The sequence below is a fragment of the Alcaligenes sp. EGD-AK7 genome, assembly GCF_000465875.3.
GTDB classification, from domain to species: domain Bacteria; phylum Pseudomonadota; class Gammaproteobacteria; order Burkholderiales; family Burkholderiaceae_B; genus Alcaligenes; species Alcaligenes phenolicus.
The window spans coordinates 490,418-516,061 of record NZ_AVOG02000001.1 but is presented as its reverse complement, the minus strand read 5'-3'; the positions used below and the strand labels follow the sequence as shown (position 1 = coordinate 516,061).

Sequence of the window (25,644 nt, the reverse complement as noted above, 5' to 3'; positions counted from 1 at the left end):
GTACCTGAAAGCTAGTGAGTCTGTAGGGCCTAGGCCGTCAAAGACGAACGGCGGGCCGGGAACAGAGAGAGCAGGGTGGTGCTGGCGGCGAGCAAGGCAATACACAAGCCCAGCACACCCAGCATCCCCAGCAGACCATCGCTGCCTAAGGGCATGGTGTAGAGGTACAAACCGGCACCGTATTTAGGCACTCCTTGTACCGCCATGAAAATAATCCAGCGAAACATCCAGGCAGAGCCGAGCATGAAAACAGCACAGAACAAGCTATAAAGATTGCCTTGCAAGGTATGGACAGGACGGCTGAGCATGTACAGAAGCAGCAGACCGAACGCCGAGGAACCCAGGAAGCCCAAACGCCATACGGGATAGGTCTGAAACAGTTCCCAGGCCGAACCAAAGGAGTGGCTGTAACCCATCAGACCGGAGCCCACCCAGAACAGGGCCACGAGGATCAAGGTCAATACCACGCCCAAAGACCAACGGCGTACGTACTCCAGCGGCAGATTGGCCACGCCGCCAGGCAAGAAGCGAGCAACCAGCAAAATAGCGCCCAGACTGGCCAAAGCAGCTGTCAACGCGAAGTTGATGGGTAAGAACGCGGTATTCCACAAGGGGCGTGAACGCAGCACCATGACTTCAAAACCGCTGTAAACCAGAATCGACAAGGCCGAAACCAGTAAAGCCAGGCTCAACCAGCGCCACAGAGCACGTTTATTCAGCCACCAGGCCAGCACGTTGGCCATGGACAGGCCAACGAACAGGGGCAGCAGCACAGCACCCAGCGACATCCACGACCAGGGAGTGAAGTGGGCATAAAAATGCCAGAAACGGCCAGGTTGGTGCAAGTCAGCCAGCAAGGACACAGGAGCGGCAATGCTGCTGCACAGAAGCACAATCATCAGCGCAGGCTCCAGACGACGCAAAGCGCTGTCGCTGGACCAGGCGCAACGCCACACCCAGACGGTGCTGGTGGCAGCCATACCGACCAGGAAAAAGTATTGAACCGCCCAAGGTAACCAGGCAACTTCGTAGGCGGGGGTCAGAATTTCGATAATAGACATAACGGCCCCTTAGAACTGATTGGTCAGACGCACACTGGCCTGCCCATCCACACCATCAACGAACTCATCGGGCAAACCGATGTAGAACACATGCGGGTTGGTATTCATGCCGGGCTTGAGTACACGGATTTCCTCTTTGTGCTCTTTAAGCAGCTGGGAAATCGTGCTGGTTTCATCGTTCATATCGCCAATGACGCGTGCGCCACCCACGCAGCTTTCCACGCAGGCGGGCAGCAGACCCACTTCCAGGCGGTGCTCGCAGAAGGTGCATTTATCGGCGGTCTGGGTTTCATGGTTAATGAAACGGGCATCGTAAGGACAGGCTTGAACACAGTAGGCACAGCCAACACATCGTTCGTTGTCGACCAGCACCACCCCGTCTTCGCGCTGGAACGTCGCCTGCACAGGACAGACCGGCACACAGGGCGGGTTGTCGCAGTGGTTACAGAGGCGTGGCAGGCTCAGCATGGCCGCCTGCTGCTGTTCATCGAGCACCTCATATTGCAGAACCGTGGTGCGGAACTGCCCTATAGGGGGTGCATTTTCGATAGAACAGCTGACCGTACAGGCCTGGCAACCGATACATTTTCTTAGATCAACCACCATGCCGTAGCGGGCCCCATCTTTCCCACCGCTACGTCGTGGAGGCTGGCTGTTCATGGCAGCATGAACAGGCTGAATAGGAATAATCGTGGCCCCGGCACTAAGGCCCAGCAATTCCTTAAGAAAACGTCGCTTGCCCTTTTTGGGCTCGGCGCTTGGAATCATGTGTTTTCCTTTCCTATGCTTGGGTTGAACCCATTGACATTATTTGTAGTTATAAGCATATGAAGAATACAAAGTTCCGGTCTTGATGAAGGTCAAACAGAACATTTAAAGGTTGAAATGTTGACGCTCGGCTGTATTTTTCAGGCACAAAAAAAAGCCCCTCCAGGAAAGGGAGGGGCGCTATATACCTGAGTTGTGGATAAAACCGCTTAGAACGTTCCGCTTAAGCCCAGGAAGAAAGTGCGGCCGGGTTGGTTGAATGTGTAGGCCCCAGCACCGTAGATGTAATTGGGGGTACCCAGGTTCACGCCGATGGCATTGCCGCGACGGAACAGACGCTTATCAAAGAGGTTATCAACCCCTGCATTGATGCGGAAGTGCTTGTTGATCTTGTACTGCGTGCTCAGACCAAACAAGGCGTAAGGGGACACCTTGTCGGTTGCAGAACCCGTCAAAGGCTGACCGTAGTAGTCGTACTTCGGTGGCTTTTGCTCGCCGTAAAAGGTTGCCTTGGCGCGCAAGGACCAATCGGCATTTACATCCCAGTCCAGAGTCGTATTGATCGTGTATTTAGGGATAGTGGACAGCGCTTCACCCGTAGTCTTGTTCTTGGATTCGATCATGTAGGTGAAGTTGGTGGACCACAGCCAGTTTTCGGCCAAAGGCAGCGTCAAGTTACCTTCCAGACCCGAAACTACGGCTTTGGGAATGTTTTCCCATTGCAGAATCAATTGTTGATTGTTCAAGGCCGTGAAGCTATCGATTGCAAAACGGCCCGCTTCTACTTTGTTGCGGTAATCATTATGGAAGTAGGTCAGGCTGGCACCCAGGCCGTTGTCACCCACGTACTCGACACCCAATTCTTTATTGATGCTGGTTTCGGCCTTCAAGTCCGAATTACCTTGCAGGAAGCAACCCGTGCTACTGCCCGTGGTATTGCCCCAGCAGCCGTTACCCAGGCTGTACAAGGTATAGCCGTCATTGCTTTGATACAGGTTAGGTGCCTTGTAAGCACGGGCGATACCGGCTTTCAAGAGCCAGTTATCCGTCACGGCATGAGTCAGGTTAAGCGATGGGCTCCAGTTGCTGCCATGCTTGTCGTGATAGTCAAAACGCAAACCTGGGGTAACCGTGGTCTTGTCGGTGGCATAAATATTGTTTTCAGCGAAAACCGAGTAAATATTCGCCCGCGACTTGGGTTTGTATTTGTTGGGGACACCAGGAATACGGGTCGGGTTACGTTGTGCCAAGTCCGAGGACTTGTCGTTCAGCTCCTGCCCAACCCACTCCATACCGATAGTGGCGTATTGCTCGACGCTACCGGTCTTGAATTGATGGCTGGCCTCAGCGTGGGCCGTCATGGTGGTCAGGTCCGCTGTGCCAAAACCTCCATCCTTGACTCGGGATGGATCATTAAAAGCACCCTCAGTCCCTCCGGCCAAGCCTTCCAGCAAACGATAGTTACGCGTCTTTTCGTACTGGAAGTAGGCCAGGGAGTTCGTCTTATCGTTCCAGTCCCCACGATGCGTCAGCGAATAGCTTTGGCGATACATCTTGTTGGTCTCGTCGCCCAGCTGACGTTTCACCTCGTCATTGGTATTCGTGTTCTGGGTATCACCCGTATAAATATTGCCTTGGAGGCTATAGGAGGCCTCCAGATCCACCGTTTGACGGCTATCAGGACGCCAGGACAGCAAACCATTGATGTCCTTGTTACGTACGCCTTCACGTCCAGCAGGCAAGCTGTTCGCATTGGCACCACCACGCTCGGTCTGGTGTCCTTTATTGATCTCCGGATCGTCCGAATCCGTCTTGTTCAGGTTCCCATACAAACGGAAGGACAAAGATTCGCTGATCGGGCCACTCAAGCCAAAGCTCATGCGTCGCGTGGCGCCTTCATCGCTATGTTCGGGCAAGTTGCCATACAAGGAGTAGGTGCCCTGGAATTTGTCTGTTGTGGGTTTGGTGATGATGTTGACCACACCACCCGCAGCCCCGTTGCCGTAACGTGCTGCTGCCGGGCCGCGCAGCACTTCCACGCGTTCGATCTGCTCGGCAGGTACCCAGTTGGTATCCCCACGCGAATCGCGCTCGCCACGCCAGCCGAAACGCACAGCAGAACGCGAACTGACGGGTTTGCCGTCAATCAGAATCATGGTGTTTTCCGGGCCCATGCCGCGAATGTCGATCTGGCGATTATTACCGCGCTGGCCGCTAGCCGAGTTACCTGTCAGGTTCACGCCCGGCATGGTGCGCAGAACTTCGGAGATATCGTTGGCGGGAGGGGACTTCTGGATGTCTTCGGCGGTAATGATGGAAGAGCCCAAGGTCTGCTTGAGCTCCTGCTCGGCCTTGACCACGATGCGGTCCAGCTCCTCGACCTCTTGCGCTTGCGTCTGATAGGGAAAGGCCAACAATAAAGCCACTGCCAGACTGCTTAAAGGCATAAAAGATACGCCGCCAGGCACCTGGCGCTTAGCGGCGAGAGACGAGGACACCGACATAATGAACACCCAGTAATAATGAGATTGATTCTTGATTATAAACAGAATGTTTCATGTTACCGAGCGTGAATCTCGTAAAACCAACAGATCCGACTGGGCAAATTCAGCCAGAACTACGCCCGCCAACGTTAAAGCTGCGGCCTGTCAAGGCTGACAGCTTGCGCTGCAAAGGGGCTGATTGTATTTAGGCGCAAACGCTGCAGCCAGGACCCATACAGGTATGGATGACAGAATTCCGGGTGCTGGAACGAGTGCCGGGCCCGGTCACATTATTGCCCGCCAAAGCTTGTTGAGGAGTCAGACCGCGCGTGGGGCTGGCTTTGCTGAACAGGCGTCGTGGTGCGCTCAGTTGCAGCAAGAGGCTGCCTTTTTCACAAGCAGGGCAGGTCTGGGGATCGTTGCGGGTGGCAATGCTGCGCAAATGGCTACTGCGTTGCAGGCAATGATTACAAAGATAGTCGTACAAAGGCATGGCAAATCCGAGTAAAGCAAGCCCTGACTCCAAGACGAAGCCAGGGCCGGAGACTGATCAGGTCAAGTTACAGCGTGTGCCTGGACGGCCAAAACGGGCCGCGTCATTCAAGGCACCTTTAGGCAGGATATCGGTATCAAAAATACCGGTAGGCAAGGCCAGAGAAGCGGAGCTGTTAGGCAGATCCACCACGCCGCCGTAACGGCCCTCAACGGGAGCAGCAGTCAGCAACATATAGGCTTGCGCACGCGACAGGTCTGTCGTGCGGCTGATGTAATCGATCGCAGCCAAACAGGCCTGACGGTATGCAACCGTAGAATCCAGGTAGTAGTTGACGCCTTCTTCCACGCTGATGCCCGTGAAGTGCATCCACTGATCGTACTTGGGATCATGACGGCCTGGAACATAGATAGGCGCGGTCAGATTGTATTTGGCCATGCCACCTTTGATCAGATCAAAGCCAAGGTGGGCTGCGCCGTCCATTTCAATGGCACCACAGAAGGAGATTTCGCCATCGCCCTGGGAGAAGTGCAAGTCGCCCATGGACAGGCCAGCACCCTTCACATAGACGGGGAAGTAAATCCGCGAGCCAATGGTCAGGTTCTTGATATCCAGATTGCCGCCGTGCTCACGTGGAGGCACGGTACGAGCAGCTTCAGCCGCCATGCGGTCAAACTCGGCCCCTTTAACGCCGCGCAATACAGCGGTTTTGGCATCAGGCGGATTGGCGTGGCCCTTGGGCACCAGCAGGGCTTCACGGCGGTTCCACTCGCGCAGCAGTTCGTGCGAGGGCAGGGTGCCGATCAAGCCAGGGTGCATCATGGCCGCAATGCGTACGCCAGGGATGTGACGCGAGGTGGCGTAAACACCATGCAGGTCCCAGATGGCCTTGTCGGCTTCGGGGAAATGCTCGGCCAAAAAGCCACCGCCATTTTCCTTGGCAAAAATGCCCGAGAAACCGACAGGAGTAATGGCGCGAATATCCAGCAGATCCACCACCAGAATATCGCCTGGCTCAGCGCCCTCTACGTGGATGGGGCCCGTCAATGGGTGGGCGCGGGTCAGGTCAACGTCGCGTACGTCGTTGGCGCTGTCCGTGTTTTTGATCTGGGCGTCCAGAAAGTCCATGCATTCCAGAATCATTTCCTCGCCAGGCTTCACGCTGGTCAGGTCTGGAATATCAGGGTGCCATCGGTTGTGCCCGATTTCAGCTTGTTCGGCCAGGGGTGCGCCGGGTTTGATTTTTATATGCTGCATGTGTTCTCCGAATAATGTGTGCGAGGTCAGCACAACGGCGCTTTTAGTGCGCTTGGCGACACAATTAACACGACTGGACTGGCACGGTCAAAATGTGTGGATAAGCGGCTTTATATGTTTTTTTATGCCAATAAATAAATTCTTAAGCGAGTCAATGATTTAGGCTTTAAGTGATTAAAGGACAATAGTCCCAGGTTTTTGTCCAGAGGATAAATCCTGATTTTGAGCAAATTTTTTATGTCCCGGAATACCGTAAAAAAACGGGCTGCTCTCTATACGACAAACCTTATAGAAGGCATAAGAGTTCCTGAATGGCCTAGCAGGACTCAAGGCTTGGAGCGAAAAAGGGCACGGCTAAGGCCTGGCTCTAAATAACCCTTATCACAGCAGGTATATAAGTCGGCTAGTCGAACTGACAACAATAAAAAGCAATAAAACGCAGGAGACACAATAATGACTAGCCGTTCCCCGATCCTGTGGATTCGCAATCCACTGGCCTGTTCAGATGCACAAGCTGCCGGTGGCGTACTGGTGCAAGATAGCCGCATTATCGAAAAAGTGGCCGCCGGTCAGCAGCCCAAGCAGGCTTACGACCAAAGCTGGGATGCCTCCCGGCACGTTTTGCTGCCCGGTTTGGTGAATACGCATCATCACTTTTACCAAACCCTGACACGGGCCTATACCCCAGCGCTGAACAAACCCTTGTTCCCCTGGCTGACCACCTTGTATGACGTGTGGGCCGGGTTGGACGACGAGCAAATGCAGGTGGCCAGCGAGCTGGCCATGGTGGAACTGTTGCAGTCGGGCTGTACGACTGTGGCTGACCACCACTATGTGTTTTCGGGCGCCTTGCAACATGCCATTGATTGCCAGGCTGAAACCGCTCAACGCCTGGGTGTACGCGCCGCATTGACCCGTGGTTCCATGAGTGTGGGCCGGGATCAGGGAGGCTTGCCCCCGCAAAACGTCGTACAGGACGAACAAACCATTCTGGACGACAGCCTGCGCCTGATTCGCCAATATCACCAACGCGAGGATGGGGCGATGATCACGCTGGCCCTGGCTCCGTGTTCGCCTTTCTCTGTCAGCCGCGAGTTGATGAGCGAAAGCGCCAAGCTGGCCGAACGCGAGGACGTACGCCTGCATACGCATCTGGCTGAAACAGACGACGAAACTGCCTACTGCGAGCGCCTCTTTGGTATGCGTCCACTGGACTATCTGGATCAGCAGGGCTGGTTAAGCAATCGCACCTGGCTGGCACACGGCATTCACTTCAACGACGAAGAAATCCAGCGTCTGGGCCGGGCAGGCACAGGTATTGCCCATTGTCCCTCGTCCAATATGGTCTTGGGCAGCGGCCTGTGCCGCACCATCGAGCTGGAAGCCGCTGGTGCACCCGTGGGGCTGGCCGTAGATGGCTCGGCCTCCAATGATCACTCCAATCTGGCTCAAGAGATGCGACAGGCACTCTTGCTGGGCCGGCTGCGCTACGAGCCGGGCCAGGTTACCCATCAAGCCGTTATCCGTTGGGCGACTCAAGGCTCGGCCCGTTGTTTGGGTCGCGAGGACATTGGTGGCCTGAACGTCGGGCAGCAGGCCGATCTGGCCTTGTTCACCCTGGATGAATTGCGCTTTTCCGGCGCTGAGAACCCCTTGGCGGCCTTGCTGCTCTGCGGCGCAGACCGGGCCGACCGCGTGATGGTCGCCGGCCAGTGGCGCGTGATTGACGGCCAAGCCTGCGGCATTGATTTGCAAGACCTGATGCAACGCCATCAAGCCGCTGCGCGTCGTTTGCGCGACAAGGTACTGGATACCGTAGCGACAGCTTGAGTTCGGTAGTGACAGGGCCCCTAGAGCCCTGCCTATCTATTTTCGGAGACAAACAATGACAACACCTACAAGGGCGACGGGTGCAGCGACTGCGCAGCGCCCCGAAGACGAGAATCTGGGCCTGGGCGCGAATCTTGCCTACGGTTTTCAACACGTATTGACCATGTATGGCGGCATTATTGCCGTACCCCTGATCATTGGCGAGGCCGCTGGCCTGCCTGCCAATGAAACCGGCTTGCTGATTACCGCCTGCTTGTTCATGGGCGGCCTGGCGACCTTGCTGCAAACGCTGGGCGTGCCGTTTTTCGGCTGCCGTCTGCCGCTGGTTCAAGGGGTATCGTTTTCTGGCGTAGCCACCATGATCGCCATTTTGGGTACGGGCGGCGGTTTGCCAGCCGTATTTGGCGCAGTCATTGTCGCGTCCCTGCTAGGGCTGCTGATTACGCCGGTCTTTTCACGGGTGATCCGGTTCTTCCCGCCTTTAGTCACGGGCTGCGTGATTACGACTATTGGTCTGACCTTGATGCCAGTGGCCGCATTCTGGGCCATGGGCGGTAATCCTTCCGCACCGGACTTTGGCAGCGTAGGTAATATTTCCCTGGCCGCCATGACCTTGCTGATCGTGCTCTTGCTCAGCAAGCTGGGCAGCGCCACGATCTCCCGCCTGTCTATCTTGCTGGCCATTATTATCGGCACCATCATTGCCGTCGCCATGGGCCATGCAGATTTCTCTGCCGTCAGCGAAGGCGAGGTCTTTGCCTTGCCCAGCCTGTTCCACTTTGGCATGCCCACTTTCCAGACTGCCGCGATTATCTCCATGTTCATTGTGATCATCGTGACGCTGGTGGAAACTTCGGCCGACATTCTGGCCGTGGGCGACATTATTGAAACCAAAGTGGATGCTCGTCGTCTGGGTGATGGCCTGCGTGCCGATATGCTCTCCAGCCTGATCGCCCCTGTATTTGGCTCTTTCACACAAAGTGCCTTTGCCCAGAACGTCGGTCTGGTGGCGGTCACCGGCGTGAAAAGCCGTTACGTCGTAGCCTTTGGTGGCCTGATTCTGATCGCACTGGGCTTGCTGCCCATCATGGGCCGTCTGGTTGCCGCTGTCCCACCCGCGGTACTGGGTGGCGCGGGTATGGTCCTGTTTGGCACCGTCGCTGCCAGCGGTATCCGTACGCTGGCCAAGGTGAACTACGAAAACAATATGAACCTGATCATCGTCGCCACCGCTATCGGCGCCGGCATGATTCCTATCGTGGCCCCCAAGTTCTACGAGCACTTCCCAACCTGGTTTGCGACGATTTTCCACTCCGGCATCAGCTCGGCGGCCCTGGTGGCGATTGTGCTGAACCTGTTGTTCAACCACTTCACCTTGGGCAATCCGGATCAGCCCTCTGTGTTTGCTGCGGGTGGAGGCCGCTATCTGCGGGTCTCGGACGTGGCCAATCTGAACGAAGGGGACTATGTTGAAAACGGCAAGGTCATGGACAAGGACGGCAAGGAGATCCCGATTATTGCTGATGAGCACTCCGCACCGGAACAGGCCCCTGTGCTGCACACGAAACCGAGTTTAAGCAGTACCTGAACAAGTAGAAACATTGCTAAAAGAACATAAGATCGTACCTTTGGCCGCCTTGTCTCTTTAGGGAGCAAGGCGGTTTTTTTTAGCTAAGCACTTGAAATATCGGGAACTAGCCTCATCTCTTTTTATGTAGGCGATCGAGCCCACGCCTTCCATTGCAGCAGGGCTCAGCAAAGGAAAAATGGAGATCAAGCATGGCAAATAATTTGACACGTTTTAATCCGTTTGGTGATCTGGCGGGCCTGGACACGTGGCGAGATATTGAAGACATCTTCCGACGCGTTCCTGTTGTCGGCTCCCTGGCCGGAAATACACCGCCCGCCATTCGTCTGGATGTCAGCGAGAGCGAAGAGGCCTATCAAGTCAGCGCGGAAGTGCCAGGTATCAACAAGGAAGACGTGCATGTCAGCGTCGAAGGCAATGTGGTTTCTATCCGCGTGGAAAGCCGTCGGACTCAGGAAGAAAAGGACGGCGATACGGTCTTGCGTAGTGAGCGCTATTACGGGGTGCAGACACGTCGCTTCAGCCTGGCGCAGGATATTGACGAGTCCCGGGCCAGCGCCAAATGCGAAAACGGCGTACTGGAGCTGATTCTGCCCAAGAAAAAGAGTGGAACAGGGGCCAAGAAGCTGGAAATCCGCTAAATAAGCTTGTTAAATTGAAAACCGCGCCATTTACGGCGCGGTTTTTTTGTTCTCCATCTGAAACCATCAAGAGGCTACGGTTTTTTGTGATCCATCATATAAGTCAAAGAGCTGGCCACTAAAGCACGAGTACCGATGCGCAAAGCCTTTTCATCAATCATGAATTCAGGCGAATGGTTAGGTGCTCCCATCTTGTCGGAATATGTCGAGGCATTCAGACGCCAGAAAACCACGGGCACGTTCTTGCCAAAGGCGCCGAAGTCCTCGGAGCCCATACCAGGGGCAACTTCCTTGGCCCCAATCCCGTCCGTTGCCAGCTCCAGAGCAGGAATCACAGTTTGGGTAGCCTTAGGATCGCTGACCAAAACTTCGTAGCCAGTATCGATACGCACAGTGGCCTTCAAATCGTGGTTCGCAGCAATGTTTTGCGCGTAGCGCTGAATCAGCTCATGTGCGGTTGCCTGGTTTTGCTTGGACAGGGAGCGCACCGTACCACTGATGTCGGCACTTTCCGGCAGAACATTGGGGAGATTACCGCTTTGCAACGAACCTACCGTCACGACAGTAGTGCCGTCCTGGGGATTGGTACGCTGGGCGATAATGTTGTTCAAGGCCACAACGGTTTCAGCTGCAGCGACAACCGGAGAGGCAGCACTCCAGGGAGAGGAGCCATGGCCACCTTTACCTGCCAAAGAGATGGAGAACACATCGCCACTGGCCATCAAGCTGCCTTGACGGTAGCCAATACTGCCGGCAGGGTAGGAAGGACCAATGTGCTGGCCCATCACTACATCCACTTTAGGTTGATCCAGCACGCCTTCAGCCATCATCGCGTTAGCACCACTTAACGGTTTGCCAGGGCCTTGCTCTTCAGCTGGTTGGAACAGCAACACAATCGTACCAGGCAGTTCGTCGCGCATATCCGAAAAGACCTTGGCCGCACCTAACAACATGGCAACGTGGGTGTCGTGGCCGCAAGCATGCGATACCGACACTTCCTTGCCTTGCCAAGTGCCTTTGGCGACAGACTTGAAGGGCAAATCATTACGTTCCTGCACGGGCAGGGCATCCATATCGGCTCGCAAGGCCACAACTGGCCCAGACTTGCCACCTTTCAATACTGCCTTGACGCCGGTTTGAGCAATGCCGGTCTGGATCTGATAACCGGGCATGGTTTCCAGAGCGGCTTTGATATACGCCGCCGTATCGTGCTCTTGATAAGACAGCTCAGGATTCTGGTGAATATGACGACGCCACTCAATAACCTGCTGCTCCAAGGCGTCGGCCTTGCTTAATGCAGTATCCATGATGGGATTGCTGGCTTGCGCCAACGCGGTACCGGCCATTAAACATGTCGCTGCCAACAAACTCAGGCGCAATGAATGCTTCATACAGTCTCCTCTCTTTTTAGTAGTAATAGCGACTGATCATAGCACCGGTATATACAGTGAACGGAGTAATTATTGACACTTCTACTAACTAGAACCCCCGGGTGCACTCGCCCATTACTGTCTAATCAAAATAGCGCTTCTGGCGACCATATTGGCCGGGAGTCAGGCCCGTCTGTTCCTTGAAAAAGGCAATAAAAGCGCTGTCGCTGGCAAAGCCCAAGTCTGAAGCTAACCGGGTGACACGGCCCCCGATAGAAAGCTGCTCGATCGCCTTAAGCAAACGCCACTGTTGTCTCCACTGCTGGTAATTCAGACCAGTATCTCGCTTGAAAAGGCGGCTGATGGTTTTTTCACTGGCGCCCAGATAGCTGGCTAATTCATTCAGAGCGGGAGGCAGGCTGTCCAAGGGAATTTGTCTTAAGCGGCTATCAAGCGGCAAGGGCAGAAACAAAGCCTGATCGGGCGCCCGTTGCAGCTCATCAAGCAAGACCAGCATCACATGATGGCCCGGCGGCTGATCCCAGTCCTCGTCCAAATCAGCTTGGGCAATACGGTCCAGCGCGGCAGTCAGCAAATCGTTCGCCGCCAGTAGTTGAACCTGAGAGGGCAAATCAGGGTAATGAGTCGGGTCCAGATACACCGATCGGTAATCCACCTGCTCGCTCATCTGTGCCTGATGGAGCAGCAAGGGAGGGATCCAGATCAAGCGTCCCGGTGGCAACAAGCACAATTGCTGATCCAGGGTGACAGTAATGCAACCGCTGTGCGTGTACAGGATCTGGCCCCAGGGGTGCTGATGCAGGCCGGAATCATGTTGCGCCAAACGGGCAACAATACCCAATACATGGTGATCTGTCAGGTCGGGAAAGGGGTCACTAGCATCTAACCAAGGCATGATTGTCCGATTTCATTGGTTTTTTATCAGAATACTTGTAATAGAAAAATCCAGCCAGACTTACGCTGATTTTTTTTCCCAATTCAGTGTGGTTTGCATGTCTCGTTTTCTATTCTTGATGATCGCCTTGATCATGTTTCCTCAGGTGGTGGAAACCGCCTATAGTCCGGCTTTACCCCTGATCGCCGACAGTTATTTCGTGTCGGCCAGCCGCGCAGGGCAGACCTTATCGGTCTACTTCATTGCCTTTGCTGCAGGCGTGCTGTTCTGGGGCTGGCTATGCGACAAGGCCGGGCGTCGGCCCGCTGTTCTGGCCGGTTTGACGGTTTATGGCCTGGGCTGCCTGCTGGCTGTGTTCAGCCCCAGCTTCGGTGTTTTGCTGGCTGCCCGCATGATCAGTGCATTTGGAGCGGCGGTCGGCTCGATCGGTGTACAAACCATGTTGCGCGATCGCTACCAGGCAGAAGATCTGGCCAGGATCTTTGGCACCATAGGTGCCGCTCTGGCATTAAGCCCCTTGTTAGGTCTGGCAATGGGCGTCGCTCTGACAACAAGCGCAAATCTCATGCCCGTCTTTCTGGGACTGTTCGTGTTGGCCTTGATCTTGTTTGCCGCTTGCCTGTTTCAGCTTCCTGAAACCCGCCCGCTTCAACACAGCCAGGCCAGCATGGTGAATGTGCTGTTCCGCTTGCTGCGTGACCCGGCAATTTGGCAGTCCGCCATGCTGGTGGCTCTGTTCAACGTCACGATTTTTTCCTTTTACCAATGGGCACCTTTCCTGCTGGAAGGCCTGGGCTCCGATAACCGTCCCATGATGGTGGCCGGCCTTTTACTGGCTGCCGGAACCTTTATGGGCGCTTTTCTGAATCGCCGCTGGCTGACGGCAGGACACCGTGCCCGGCATTTGGTGTGGCGGGGGATTTCGATTTTGGCCGTGGCGGCTACCGGCCTGGAGTTGGCGGGAACACATCTGATTTTCCTGCTGCCGGCCATGTTGCTGGCATTGGCCTACGCCATCGCCATCCCCAATCTTTTGTCGGCTGCCTTGCAGGACTATCGCTCGGTGGCAGGGAAGGCAGGTGCTGTCTTTGGCCTGATGTACAGCCTGTTGCTAGGCATCGGTTTGGCCTTGTCGGCCTGGTGGGGAAATCTGGCTGACGTGACTGTTATTTGTGCTGTGCTGGCCGCTATTTGTCTGGCCTTGCCCCTGAAAAAGGCTTGAGAAAAACCCTGGTACACCATTCGTAAGCCGCCTCATCATAGGGTATATACTAATACATATGTATTGACATAGATTAAGCCAAATCACCATAATCCTTCATGTTTAAAGCAATTGAAGAGTGTGCCTGACAAACACTCAGCTTGAACATTTATCCAAAAGGAGAGGATGACATGGTGGAACAGGGGGTTATGGGCAATCCGCTCGACAAGGCCAAGCCACGCGGCACAGTGGCCTTGCTCATGCTGTTGATGGCCGTGATGGGCGAAATGTGCCTGGCGGCCGACTTTTACGGCTTTGCAGCTGTTATCAAAATTGTCTCGGCAGACCTGTCACTGAGCCCCGCGCAAGCCGGGCTGGTGCAGGGTGCTTTCGGTGTCTCGTTTGCACTGGGCATGTTGTTCTGGGCACCACGTGGTCGCTCCATGAGCTCGGCCCGTTTGTACCTGATTGGCTTGGGTGGCAGCGGCTTGCTGATGCTGCTGCAGACTCAGGCACAGGATTTCACGCAGCTATTTTTACTGCGTCTGGTTGTGGGCTTTTTTGACTCTGCAGTCTGGGTCGGGTCCATGAAAATCGTCATGCAGTGGTTTGCGCCACGCCGCCAGGGTCTGGTGCTGGGCATTATTCTGGCCGCCTATTCGCTGGCCATTACCCTGGACTTTGCCTTGGGTTTGCCTTACGCCATGGCCCATGGCTGGCGTGCTTTCTTCCTGGTCCTGGGCGGGCTGACCTTAAGTGCCTGTTTAATCACGCAGCTGGTGGTACGCGCCGGTCCTTATCAAGATCCACACGACAAGATCAAAACCGATGCCGGTGTGTTGCGCTCCATCGCCGCACGCCCCTGGATCTGGGTAGGCATTCTGGCCATTTTTGGGGCTTTGTTCTCGGTTGCGGCAACCGCGACCTGGCTGATTCCAGCGCTGATTGATGTGCAGAAAATGGCCCCCGAACAGGCTCCCTTGTTCGGCACCATCATGGGCTTGTCCCAAGTCTTCTTCCTGATTCTGGGCGGTTATGTCAGCGATCGCTTCACCCGTGTTGGGGTAATGCGTGTGGGCATGTGGTTGACCATTCTGGCGGCCAGCGCCTGTGTTCTGGTTGCCTGGCAGGCATTGCCCTACAACGGCCTGCTGATCGTGGCCATTCTTTGTGGCGTAGGGGTCTTTCATGGTGGCGCCATTTTCAGCTACGTGGGGGAGCGCTATGGCGTGAACCTGGGCCCTAGCGCTGCTGGCTATGCCGAAATGGGCGGTGTGTTCGCCACCTTTGTCGCGCCGTCCCTGCTGGGCCTCTTGCTGAGCCTGACTGGTTCCTACATCTGGGCCTTTGGCAGCTTCCTGGTGGTGGAAGTGCTGGTTTTCATCGGTTTCCTCCTCTTGAATCGCTTGCCTTCGGCGCAGGCGGAATAAACAATGAACAAACTTGTTTTCGATCCAGCAGACCTGGAGCAATACCGGCTCCAGGCCTCGGTGGCTGATTTTGACGCTGAGATGGCCGCCTACAAGCAGGCCAGTGAACGGGCCCGTGCAGCTCTGGAAGCCTGTTTCAGCACCCACGCCTATGGCGATGACCCGACAGAAAAACTGGATATCTATGCGGCCAGCCAGGCTGGCGCCCCGGTATACCTGTTCATTCATGGGGGCTACTGGCGCATGTTGTCCAAGGATGACTCGGCCATGATGGCGCAAAGCCTGCATGCCGCCGGTGCCACGGTGATTTGCCTGGACTACGGTTTGGCTCCGGCTTACCGCCTGCCGCAGATCGTGGCGCAATGCGAACGCGCCTTGCAGTGGGTCCACGCGCACGCCACGCAATTTAATGGCGACCCGCAGCGTATTCATATTAGTGGCAGCTCGGCAGGGGGCCATTTAAGCGGCATGTTGCTGGCGGCCGATACCCGACGTGAACAGCGTCTGATCCACAGCGCCAGCATTATCAGCGGCGTCATGGATTTGCATCCCCTCTTGCAAACCGCCGTGAATGACTGGCTGCAGCTTAACGAAGAACAAGCCCAACGCTATAGCCCGGCCTTGCACCCACCAGCAAGGGGAACGCCCGTGCTGGTGGCCTGGGGGGCACTGGAGCCTGCCGTCATGCAAGAACAAAGCCGTCACTACGCCCGGCAATGCGAGCTGGCGGGCTGCCTGGTGCAAAGCATGGCCGTGCCAAACCGTAATCATTTCAACGTCTTGATGGGTCTGGAGCAGAGCGACAGCGCATTGACGCTAGCCGTGTTGCAGACCATGAATCGTCATACCCAGGAGGAGAGACTATGACACAAGCAACTTCCCACTCCATCCAAACCGCGTGCTTTGAGCCCCGCCGTCTGGGCCACGTCAACCTGTGGGTTGACGAACTGCAACGCGGTGAAGATTTTTACAGCCAGGTCTGCGGCCTGAAAGTGGAATTTACCGAACCGGATCTGGTAGCGACCTTTTTGGGCACCGGCCACACGCCCCATGATCTGGGAATGATGGAAACGACCAAAGGCGTGAACCGGTATGGCCGTGACGGTCTGCTGCAACTGCCCGGCACAATTGGCCTGAAGCCCGGTCTGAATCACCTGGCCTGGGAGCTGGAAAACGAAGCTGAACTGGTTGCCGGCTGGAAGCGCGCAAAAGAGCAAGGGCGCGACATTGACATGACAGTGGACCATCAGGTTGCCCATAGCGTCTATATGTTTGACCCCGATGGCAACTACAACGAGTTCTACTGCGACACCATTAAAAACTGGCGCAGCGTACTGGGTGGTCCTATGGAATTACTGACCAGCCGCTGGGACCCCGAAGGCCAGGAGCCTTTTACCGAAGGCCGTTACGACTCCGACCCGGTTCTGGAAACAGTGGCCGACGCCCCGGTCCAACCACGCCGCGTCACCCATGCCGTGCTGCGTACCGCTCAGTTGGACGCCATGCGCCGCTTTTACACCGAAGTCGGCGGCCTGGAAGTGGTTTATGAAAATGAGCAGGTTGTCTACTTGCGTGCTGGTCTGGCCAATTATTATTACAGCCTGATCCTGGTACGTGATGAAGAAGCCTCCTTCTCGCATGGCAGTTTCGAGCTGGCCGGCGTCCAGGATCTGGAACAAACACTGGAGCGCCTGAAAGCCCGGAACATCACACCCGTTCACAACGTGAACCTGCCCTGGAAGCGCGCTTTCTTCTTGCGTGACCCGGATGGTCTGCTCAGCGAGTGGTACGTGACTCTGGCTGGCGAACGTGTTCTGGATAGCAATCACTCTTTGCCTTTGTGGGCGCAAGTTTGAGGAAACCAGCATGTCCGATAAAAAACTAAGTGCCTTGATCGCAGGCGGTGGCCTGGGTGGTTTGGCAACCGCCGCCGCTTTGGCTCAACGCGGCTGGGATGTCACTGTGCTGGAGCGCCAGTCTGAATTGCGCGCCAATGGCTCCGGTATTTATATCTGGGAAAACGGCCTGCGCGTTCTCAAAGCCTTGGGAGCGTACGAACAAGCGATTGAAGGCGCTTTCTACGGTAGTCACTTTGAGCAGCGCGATCTGAATAACGAGGTCATTGATTGCGGCCCCACACCGCCCGATCGCCGTCTGATTACCGTGATGCGCTCGCAACTGTTGAAATCCCTGGAGCAAGCGGGCAAACGCGCCGGCGTAAAGGTACGCACGAATGTGGAAGTCATTGCCGCCAGCGCACGCGGCGAAGTTCAACTGGCCTCGGGCGAGCGTTTACGTGCCGATCTGGTCGTGGGTGCTGATGGCATCTGGTCCCGTATCCGCCAATCTCTCGGTCTGGAACTGGTGCACGAGCAAACCCGCGAAGGGGCCTTGCGTACCATGATCACCCGCAAGCCAGACGACACTCCGGAGCAAGACGCTCAAAAATACATCGAGAACTGGAACGGTCTGCATCGCTTGCTGATTACGCCCGTCAGCGAGACCCAAACCTATCTGGCCTTAACGTGCCCGTACGACGATGTGCGTGCCAGCAATGTCCAGATCGACAAGGAATACTGGTCTGCCTTGTTCCCGCACTGGGCACACTTGATTGAACGCGCAGATGGCCCGGTCAGTTGGGGTCGTTACAGTGTGACGCGCTGCAAAACCTGGTCCAGTGGCCGTACCGCGATTTTGGGCGACGCCGCCCACGCTCAACCGCCGAACCTGGGGCAGGGTGGGGGCATGGCCATGCAAAATGGCCTGGCTTTGGCCACGTTCCTGGAAAAGGTGCAGGATGCCCGCGATATCCCCGAAGCCCTGGAAGCCTGGGAAAACAACGAGCGCGAGATTGTAGAGCACTGCCAGAAGTGGTCCTGTCTATATGGTGAGATCAGCGCCTTGCCCGATGCCGTGCGTACTCAGGTCGTGCGTTCTGCCATGGCCAATCCCTGGAGCTACGCGCAGATTTTCCGCGCTGCCAGTCACACGCCTACGGGAACCGTCCAGGCAGAGCTCTGCTAGTATACTGACGGTCCGCTTGTCGCTCCGATTTCATGGAGCGACAAGCGCAGGATTGACTCTCCCAAGGCATTATGAGCAAAACTCCCGTCTCCATCCCTGACAGCAGCGTAGAAACCAATCTGGCCTTCCAGATGGCCAACATTATCTACAAGTTGGACCAAACGCTAAGATCGACCACCCTGCGTGAACACAATATGACCTATGTGCACTTTCGGGTCTTGCAGTACCTGTGGGATAAGGACGGGCGCAGCATCGGGGAAATTGCCAAGGCCATCGTGGTGCATCAGCCGGTCTTGAGCCGGGTGATTGACCAAATGGAAGAACGCGAATTGGTGCAGCGCCGCACGGACGAAAACGACAGCCGCTATATGCGTGTGTATCTGAGCGAAACGGGCCGTGAGCGCTATGCGCAAGTCTGGCCCGCCGCCAAAGAAATGATTGATGATGCTCTGTCAGTGCTCAATCCGAATGAGCGCGAGGATTTGGGCCGTATGCTGCGCAATGTCGCCGCCCATCTGGCGACCTGAGTCACGCTTTAAGTCTTGGCCTGGCCCGGTAAATTGGCCCGAATCAAACGGCCCGCAATGGAGTCTGTATGGGGCAGATCGGGCAGGGCGTCACCCGGGCCAAACCAGCGCGCGTCATTGATTTCGTCAGCTTGAATGCGCAAATCACCCCCGGCGTACTCGGCGGTATAAGCCACCATTAAAGAATGTGGGAAAGGCCAGGACTGACTGCCGAAGTACTGAATATTGTCCACGCGCAGCCCCACTTCCTCCATAACCTCACGGTGAATGGCTTCTTCCAGGTTTTCACCGGCTTCCACAAACCCGGCCAGAGCCGTGTAGCGCGCCGTCGCGTAAGTGGAATGACTGGCCAACAAGATACGGTCCTTGTCGCGGATCAGTACCATCATGGCCGGGGAGATGCGGGGATAGGCCGAGAAACCACAAGAGGTGCAGCGAAAGCACAGTTCATGCTTCACACGCTCCATGGCCGAACCGCACACACCACAGTAACGATGGCTGCGCGCCCATTCCGAGACTTGAAAAGCCCGATTCACCATACTGGCTTGATCTCCCAACTGCGACAGCACGCCGCGCAAGTGACGGAAGGTAAAGCCATCCGGAGCCGGGGTCTCGGCCGCTACGTGGCAGGCAAAATCCTGACAATCGTCACCTGGAAAAAGAGCATGCCATTGCGCCGGCGCTAAATCCAGTGCGGGTTTGGCAGGAATCAAGGCTTGTCCTTCCTGGCTGCTGACCAATATTTCATTTCCACGAAAAATGAAATTCATGTGTTTTCTGTCCTTTAATAAGCCGCCTAAGAGCAGCACAGCGCTGGCTATTGTACGGGAAGGACGGAGGCAGAAAAAAGCGGAGAAAAACCCAAGGGGCCGAGCAGGGCGTTCAGACAGCGGCCAGAAAAATCCGCCGTTTTAAAACCAGAAACACAACTGTCAAAAAGGTGACGTGTTACCTGGCCTTGTCGAGCAAATCCCAGGACAAAACCGGCAAGCCACCTAATTAGCAGACAGATAATTAAGCATGAATTTATTTAAAACCAGTGATTCGTTTTTAAACTTTTAAAACCGGATTAATTATTTATAAAAACCATTTCTTATTTTTGTTTTATTTTTTTTATTTTAAAAATCGCTATTTTATTTTTATATATTAAGGCAGCTTATAAAGCGTCTGTATTTATTCCTGGCTTCACTAGACCACTTTCAGAAAAAATAGCCCTAGGGAGTTTGAGGATGATCAGAAAAGTCCACAAAAAAACCGCCTGGCCTGAGCAAGACGGTTTTCTTGAAAAAACCGCATAAAACCTGAGGTTTCACGCGGTTTAAGCAGACAGCACCTGCTGAAAAAAATACTGGCAGGCAGAAAATAAGGAACTGGCTGGTTTACTCGATGTTTTGGGTCTGTTCGCGCAGTTGCTCAATACATAGCTTCAAGTCGATAGAGGCGCGCGTCATGTCCATGCTGCCTGCCTTGGAACCCAAGGTATTGGCCTCACGGTTCATCTCTTGGAACAGGAAGTCCAAACGCTTGCCAGTGCTGCCTTGGCGCGTGCTTTTCTTGTTGGACGACACGCTGGTATCACCGTTAAGAATCAGTTCCAGCTCGGTCAAATGCGAACGCAAGCGGGCAATTTCCTCGGCCACATCGATACGCAGAGAGAAAACAGCCGCTTCCTGGGCGACGCGGGCAGACAGCTCTTCGCCCGAAATCAGGGCAAAACCGTCCGGGCTGGCTTGCAACAAGGCGTCATGCAAGCGAGTGGCAATCTTGTTCTTCTGCTCCGTCAGAATAGAAGGCAAGTGCTGCTCAACCTCGTCCACAATGGCGCTCATGTCCTGGCGAATATCCAGCATGGCTTGTGCCAGCCGCTGGCCTTCACGCTCTCGGGTCGCCTGAAAATCCTGCAGGGCCGCCTCGAAAGCCTGGCTGATCATGGGCAGCCAGATTTCGGGGTCCATGCCTGAATTATTGCCGCTTTGATTGCTCAGCAAGGTATGCAGCTCGGGCGCAGGCAGATCGGGAATGGCGACGCGTGCCACTTGCAGCATTTGTGCTGTGCGTTCCACCGCCTCCATATCCAGGCTGCGTTGCTGATCCGTGCCGCTACGGGCAAAGTTGACCCGCAATTCCAGCTTGCCACGCTGTACACCCTGGGCGGCCAGCTCGCGCAGTAGATTCTCCGCAAAACGCAGTTCCTCGGGCAAACGCAGATTCAGGTCCAGAAAGCGGTTGTTGACGCTGCGCATCTCGATATTGATGGTGCCTGCTTCGGACTCGGCCTTGGCGCTGCCAAACGCGGTCATGCTACGGATCATGGGTGGGTCACTTTAAGAATGGAATAAAGCCGCCAATTGTACTCTCAGGTCCCGGCTTTGGCCGCGCCTCTTGCCGCGACAAAGCTCTATACTTTAGGCATTCAAGGCCTGTAAGGGCCGATTTTTTTACCAAATCTAAGGGCAGTCATGCTACGAATCCTGCATACAGCCGATTGGCAAATAGGTCGCCAGTATTCGCGTTTCGAGCTGGAGGACGCGGCCGCCCTGGCTGAGGCACGTTTCAAGGCCATTGAGAAGCTGGCAACGATGGCCAGCGAACATCGCGCCGATCTGCTTGTGGTAGCGGGCGATGTCTTTGATTCGCAAACCCTGAGCGATCGCAATCTGCGCCGCAGTTTCAATGCCATGGCGGGTTTCACCGGCCCCTGGCTGCTCCTGCCCGGCAACCATGACGCGGCCTTGAGCGAAAGTGTCTGGACACGCGCGCGCCGCTTGAACTGCATTCCAGATTATGTGCATGTGCTTGATACACCGGAGCTTTTTCTGCTGGACGAGCTCAAGCTTGCGGTCTTGCCAGCGCCGTTGACACAACGCCAGACTTATCAGGACTTGAGCGACTGGTTCGATCAGGCCGAAAGTCCGGCGGGTTACTGGCGTCTGGGCTTGGCGCATGGCAGCGTCAGTGGGGTGCTGGAGCATTTGGACAGCCATAACCTGATCGATCAAAACCGTGTACAACGCGCCAAACTGGACTATCTGGCACTGGGGGACTGGCACGGCACCGTCAAAATTAACGAGCGCTGCTACTACAGCGGCACGCCCGAGCCGGACCGCTTTCGGGATAACGACTCTGGCCAGGCTCTGCTGGTGGAAATCAGCGAGCCGGGCGCAACACCTGTGGTTCAAGCCTTGCCGGTTGCCCAACACCCTTGGCGCAGTATCCAGCACCATTTGAATGACGACACGGATCTGGACCTGCTGGAGCGGGAACTGAATGCCTTAGCGGATCAGAGCGTGGTGGAACTGGAGCTATCAGGTCAGTTAAGCCTGAGCGGTTTTGAGCGTCTGGAAAATATTTTGGGGCAGTCCCAAGCCCGTTGCCGCGCCTGGGACTGCCAGCGCGAGGCCTTGCGTCTGGCACCTTCTGAAGAGGATCTGGACGCCTTGCAAGCCGATGGCTACTTGCAAGCCGCGTTGAAACAGTTGCAGGAACTGCGTCACGGCAGCCAGCAGCAAGCCGCTGAAGATGCCTTGTTGATTCTGGCCGGTTTGCTGCGCGATAAGGAAGGTGGTCATGCACATTAAGTCCCTGCGCGTCGAGCAGTTCAAGCGCTTTCGTCAGCCCGTCTCACTGGACCAGCTGGAACCGGGCCTGAACATCATCAGCGCCCCGAACGAGGCCGGTAAAAGCACCTTGGCCGAAGCCTTGCGCACGGTGTTTTTCGAACGTTATGGCACAGGTAGTCTGGCAAAAATCCTGCCTTGGGGTGATTCTTCAGCCGCACCGGAAATCGAGCTGGATTTCAGCCTGAACGGCCAGGACATGCGACTGAGCAAACGTTTCCTGAAGCGCAAACGCTGCGATTTATACATTGGCAATCAGCATCTGGACAATGACGAGGCCGAACAATTCCTGGCCCAGCAAATGGGCTTTGAGTACGCCGCCAAAGGCAGCAGCCAGGCCCGCAACTGGGGCGTGCCGGGCCTTTTGTGGATTGAACAAGGGCAGGGCCAGGATTTGCGCAGCTCCGTTGAGCACGCCAGCGGCACCTTGCAGCAGGCTTTGGGTAGCGAAATCGCTGATTTGACCAGTGCAGACGGGGATTATCTGATCGAACAGGCCCAGCAACAGCTGGACCAATATGTGACCCAGGCTCAAGGACAGCCACGCGGCGTCTGGCTGGCAGCGCAGAAAGAAGCCAAGGAGCTGGAAGAGCAGTTACAGAGCCAGCAAGCCGCCTTGCAGCAGTACCAGCAATGGGTGGACGAACTGGCGCAGGCCCGCAAGCAAATCACCCATGCCGAGGCTAAGCGCCCGTGGGAACAGCTACGTGAGCAAGCCAAACAAGTGCAGGTTCAGTTACTTCAAGCCCGCCAATTGCAGGAACGGGCCAAGGAACTGCAACAGGCGCTGAACATGTTGGCCGAGCGAGAAAAGCTCTACCAACAAGCTGGGGAACGCGACCTGGAGTGGGCTCGCCAACGCAGCCAGCGCGCCGAGCAGGTAAAATCCTTGAGTGCCAAGCTGGAGCAAGAGCAGGGCACGCTCAACAGCTTGAACCAGCGTCTGGAGCAGGCGCGCAGCCATAAAGACGCCAGCCTGCAGGAGCAGGAACGCGCCCGTACCTGGCAGCAATGGTTTCAAGATCAAGCCAGCTTTGAAGGCACGCAGCAGCAATTGCAGCAGGTGCAAGGGCAACTGGAAGAACTGGGCAAGTTGGAAACCCAACTGGCGCAATGCGGGGCCGCCTTGGTGCAGCTGAAAATCAGCGACGATGCCCTGGACCAATTACGCCAGCAGCACCAGCTTATTCAGCGTTTGCAACACCAACTTGAGACGATTTCCACCGAATTGCAGATCGAACTGCAAGACGGCGCCAGCCTGTTGCTGGATGGGGCATCCATTCAGGGCCAGCACCGCGCCCACCTTAGCGCCAGCACCCTGATTGAGCTTCCCGGAATGGGCCAGTTGCGCATCATTCCCGGCGGCCGCGATCTGGGCAAGGTGCAGCAGCAATTGGCGCAAACCCAGCAGGAATACGCACAGGCGCTTGGCCAACTGGGCGGAAAAAGCCTGGAAGAGCTGGAACGCCGCCGCGAGCAATATCGGGAACAAGAGCAGCAGGACCGGCTGTTACGCAGCTCCATGAAAGCGCTGGCCCCGCAAGGCAAAGCACACTTGCAAGGTCTGGTTCAGGCGGCTCAACAACGCATCGCCCCGCAACGCCCGCAAGGCGAGGCCATCGAGGCCTCGGAACTGGGCCGTATCGCCCAAGCCGCCTCCATGGCCGAGCAGCAGTACCGCGCACTGGAAAGCGACTGGCATGATGCCCGCGAAGCCCTTGCCCGCACCCAGGCTCGTCTGGAGCAGGCCCAGGCTGAAGCTCACAGCCTGGAACAGCAATGGGCTGATCCGCAACGCCAGCAAGCGCAGCAGGAGCGCGAGCAGCAGTGGGGACAACTGCGCTTGCAACGCGAGCAGCAACTGGCCGATCAAAAAGCTCTGGAAGCCGAGCTGGCCGCCTTGCCCGTCTCGGTTCTGGAGCAGGACCTGCAACGTCTGGAGCGCAGCGCTCAACAACAGGAGCAAAGCTATAACGAGGCCCGACTGGCCGCGCAGTTGGTGCAAACCAAGCTGGAAACCCACGGAGCGCAAGGCCTGGAAGAGCAAATCGACCAGACCTCGCTACGTCTGCACGATTGCCAGCGCCGTTGCGCCACCTACGAGCGCCGTGTCGCGGCCTTGCGCCTGTTGCTGTCTGTGCTAAGGGAGCAGCGCAACGCCTTGACCCAGCAATTGCACGAGCCTTTGCAAAAGCACATCAACCACTATCTGCGTCTGCTTTTGGGCAAGGCCCGGGTGGAACTGGACGAGTACCTGGCCCCACGCTGGCTGCAACGCGATAGCGGACAAGGGCTGGCCGACGACATTGACGGCTTGAGCTTTGGCGCACGCGAGCAAATCGGCCTGATTGCCCGTCTGGCCTATGCAGATTTGCTGCAGCAGGCAGGCCGTCCCACCTTGCTGATTCTGGATGACGTGCTGGTCCACAGCGACAACGATCGCCTGGGGGCCATGAAGCGCATTATTCACGACGCCGCCCAGCGCCATCAGATCCTGCTTTTCACCTGCCAGGCCGATAAGTGGATGGACATGGGTGTTGCGCTACGGCCCGTCCCGCAAGGCGTACAATAGGCGTTTTGAATTTTGTCCGGAGCCTAGCCTTGTCTGAAAACGCTACGATTGCACGTCCCTCGGGTCGATCTGCTGCACAATGCCGTCCTATCGAACTGGTGACCGCCTTTACCCGTCACGCCGAAGGCTCGGTACTGATCCGTCTGGGTGAAACCCATGTTCTGTGCAATGCCAGCGTGCTCGACAAAGTCCCTCCCTTTCTGAAAGGCAAGGAACAGGGCTGGGTAACGGCGGAATACGGCATGCTGCCTCGCTCCACGCACACGCGCTCGGACCGTGAAGCGGCCCGTGGCAAGCAGAATGGCCGTACCCAGGAAATCCAGCGTCTGATCGGCCGCAGCCTGCGCGCTGTCTTTGATCTGAAAGCCCTGGGCGAGCGCACCATTCACATTGACTGTGACGTTCTGCAAGCCGACGGCGGCACCCGCTGCGCCAGCATCACTGGGGCCTGGGTCGCAGCCAGCCTGGCCGTACGCAGCCTGCAAGAGCAGGGCAAGCTGCAAGCCTCGCCCATTCTGGATCAACTGGCGGCCGTCTCGGTCGGCGTGTTCGAATCCAACCCCGTCCTGGACCTGGACTACCTGGAAGACTCCGCCTGCGGCGTGGACATGAATATCGTCATGACAGGCAGCGGTAATCTGGTGGAAGTGCAGGGCACCGCCGAAGGCCAGACTTTTGCACGCCCCACCTTGAATCGCTTGCTGGATCTGGCCGAGCAGGGCATTGCCGAGCTGATGCAAGCCCAGAAACAAGCCTTGCAGGGCTGATCGCGATGAAACGGGTCTGTCCTGCTCCCTGCGCGACACCGCCAGGCAGCGGGACAAACCGCTATTGGGACGCCGTCCCATGCAGCACACACTGCCTGG

The 25,644-nt window shown here is 56.2% G+C and carries 21 protein-coding genes; 12 read left to right on the top strand and 9 right to left on the bottom strand.

The genetic code is table 11. The features are described 5' to 3' along the window. Positions 1-29: 29 nt before the first annotated feature. From nrfD to fmdA, 5 genes are all read right to left on the bottom strand, one after another. The gene (gene nrfD / locus N879_RS02375; protein WP_009453877.1) at positions 30-1,061 is read right to left on the bottom strand and encodes an NrfD/PsrC family molybdoenzyme membrane anchor subunit; all 1,032 of its coding nucleotides are present in this window, start codon (positions 1,059-1,061) and stop codon (positions 30-32) included. 9 nt (positions 1,062-1,070) lie between these two features. Beyond that, on the bottom strand, positions 1,071-1,829 hold the full coding sequence (gene dsrO / locus N879_RS02370; RefSeq protein ID WP_009453878.1) for a sulfate reduction electron transfer complex DsrMKJOP subunit DsrO: 759 nt from the start codon (positions 1,827-1,829) through the stop codon (positions 1,071-1,073). A 209-nt stretch (positions 1,830-2,038) separates the two neighbouring features. After that, the gene (locus N879_RS02365; RefSeq protein ID WP_009453879.1) at positions 2,039-4,276 is read right to left on the bottom strand and encodes a TonB-dependent siderophore receptor; all 2,238 of its coding nucleotides are present in this window, start codon (positions 4,274-4,276) and stop codon (positions 2,039-2,041) included. Between the two features lie 241 nt (positions 4,277-4,517). Then, positions 4,518-4,805 (bottom strand): FmdB family zinc ribbon protein, encoded by a 288-nt coding sequence (locus N879_RS02360; protein WP_009453884.1) that lies wholly within the window; start codon positions 4,803-4,805, stop codon positions 4,518-4,520. Positions 4,806-4,862: 57 nt separating this feature from the next. Continuing rightward, positions 4,863-6,062, bottom strand: coding sequence for a formamidase (gene fmdA, locus N879_RS02355; protein ID WP_021446607.1), 1,200 nt, complete (start codon positions 6,060-6,062; stop codon positions 4,863-4,865). 453 nt (positions 6,063-6,515) lie between these two features. On the opposite strand from fmdA, the gene N879_RS02350 reads away from it, so the two are divergent. From N879_RS02350 to N879_RS02340, 3 genes are all read left to right on the top strand, one after another. Then, entirely contained in the window at positions 6,516-7,892 is a 1,377-nt protein-coding gene (locus tag N879_RS02350) for an 8-oxoguanine deaminase (RefSeq protein ID WP_009453885.1), read from the top strand. Positions 7,893-7,947: 55 nt separating this feature from the next. Continuing rightward, entirely contained in the window at positions 7,948-9,480 is a 1,533-nt protein-coding gene (locus N879_RS02345; protein ID WP_021446606.1) for a nucleobase:cation symporter-2 family protein, read from the top strand. 191 nt (positions 9,481-9,671) lie between these two features. Beyond that, positions 9,672-10,121 carry an Hsp20/alpha crystallin family protein gene (locus tag N879_RS02340; RefSeq protein ID WP_009453888.1) on the top strand — a complete coding sequence of 150 codons (450 nt, stop codon included), beginning with the start codon at positions 9,672-9,674 and terminating at the stop codon, positions 10,119-10,121. 74 nt (positions 10,122-10,195) lie between these two features. On the opposite strand, the gene N879_RS02335 is transcribed toward N879_RS02340, so the two are convergent. Together N879_RS02335 and N879_RS02330 are read right to left on the bottom strand one after the other, a co-directional pair. Next, entirely contained in the window at positions 10,196-11,512 is a 1,317-nt protein-coding gene (locus tag N879_RS02335; protein ID WP_009453890.1) for a M20 metallopeptidase family protein, read from the bottom strand. A 121-nt stretch (positions 11,513-11,633) separates the two neighbouring features. After that, positions 11,634-12,407: an AraC family transcriptional regulator gene (locus N879_RS02330; protein ID WP_009453892.1), complete on the bottom strand. Its 774-nt coding sequence runs from the start codon at positions 12,405-12,407 to the stop codon at positions 11,634-11,636. Here N879_RS02330 and N879_RS02325 point away from each other — a divergent pair. The 6 genes from N879_RS02325 to N879_RS02300 all read left to right on the top strand — a co-directional run bounded on the left by N879_RS02325 (position 12,406) and on the right by N879_RS02300 (position 18,589). Beyond that, positions 12,406-13,629, top strand: coding sequence for an MFS transporter (locus tag N879_RS02325; RefSeq protein WP_326942911.1), 1,224 nt, complete (start codon positions 12,406-12,408; stop codon positions 13,627-13,629). The genes N879_RS02330 and N879_RS02325 overlap by 2 nt on opposite strands. A 170-nt stretch (positions 13,630-13,799) precedes the next feature. Next, positions 13,800-15,038 carry an MFS transporter gene (locus tag N879_RS02320; protein WP_009453896.1) on the top strand — a complete coding sequence of 413 codons (1,239 nt, stop codon included), beginning with the start codon at positions 13,800-13,802 and terminating at the stop codon, positions 15,036-15,038. Between the two features lie 3 nt (positions 15,039-15,041). Next, positions 15,042-15,905, top strand: a complete 864-nt coding sequence (locus N879_RS02315; protein ID WP_009453897.1) for an alpha/beta hydrolase — start codon at positions 15,042-15,044, stop codon at positions 15,903-15,905. Then, positions 15,902-16,894: a VOC family protein gene (locus N879_RS02310; RefSeq protein WP_009453898.1), complete on the top strand. Its 993-nt coding sequence runs from the start codon at positions 15,902-15,904 to the stop codon at positions 16,892-16,894. The genes N879_RS02315 and N879_RS02310 overlap by 4 nt, the downstream gene beginning before the upstream one ends. Positions 16,895-16,904: 10 nt before the next feature. Beyond that, positions 16,905-18,062 carry an FAD-dependent oxidoreductase gene (locus N879_RS02305; RefSeq protein ID WP_009453900.1) on the top strand — a complete coding sequence of 386 codons (1,158 nt, stop codon included), beginning with the start codon at positions 16,905-16,907 and terminating at the stop codon, positions 18,060-18,062. Positions 18,063-18,133: 71 nt separating this feature from the next. After that, positions 18,134-18,589, top strand: a complete 456-nt coding sequence (locus N879_RS02300; protein WP_009453901.1) for a MarR family winged helix-turn-helix transcriptional regulator — start codon at positions 18,134-18,136, stop codon at positions 18,587-18,589. Between the two features lie 8 nt (positions 18,590-18,597). Here the strand turns inward: N879_RS02300 and nudC are convergent, their stop codons facing one another. Both nudC and N879_RS02290 read right to left on the bottom strand, forming a co-directional pair. After that, on the bottom strand, positions 18,598-19,359 hold the full coding sequence (gene nudC, locus N879_RS02295; RefSeq protein WP_009453902.1) for an NAD(+) diphosphatase: 762 nt from the start codon (positions 19,357-19,359) through the stop codon (positions 18,598-18,600). Positions 19,360-19,968: 609 nt separating this feature from the next. Continuing rightward, a complete protein-coding gene (locus N879_RS02290) occupies positions 19,969-20,901 on the bottom strand; it encodes a YicC/YloC family endoribonuclease (RefSeq protein WP_009453903.1) in 933 nt (310 codons plus the stop codon). Positions 20,902-21,048: 147 nt separating this feature from the next. On the opposite strand from N879_RS02290, the gene N879_RS02285 reads away from it, so the two are divergent. From N879_RS02285 to rph, 3 genes are read left to right on the top strand one after another with little or no spacing between them, the layout of a single operon-like run. Continuing rightward, positions 21,049-22,167 (top strand): metallophosphoesterase family protein, encoded by a 1,119-nt coding sequence (locus N879_RS02285; protein ID WP_009453904.1) that lies wholly within the window; start codon positions 21,049-21,051, stop codon positions 22,165-22,167. Beyond that, positions 22,157-24,778 carry an AAA family ATPase gene (locus tag N879_RS02280; protein ID WP_009453906.1) on the top strand — a complete coding sequence of 874 codons (2,622 nt, stop codon included), beginning with the start codon at positions 22,157-22,159 and terminating at the stop codon, positions 24,776-24,778. Before N879_RS02285 ends, N879_RS02280 begins: the two co-directional genes overlap by 11 nt. 29 nt (positions 24,779-24,807) lie before the next feature. Then, positions 24,808-25,545: a ribonuclease PH gene (gene rph / locus N879_RS02275; protein ID WP_009453908.1), complete on the top strand. Its 738-nt coding sequence runs from the start codon at positions 24,808-24,810 to the stop codon at positions 25,543-25,545. The last annotated feature ends 99 nt before the right edge of the window (positions 25,546-25,644 follow it).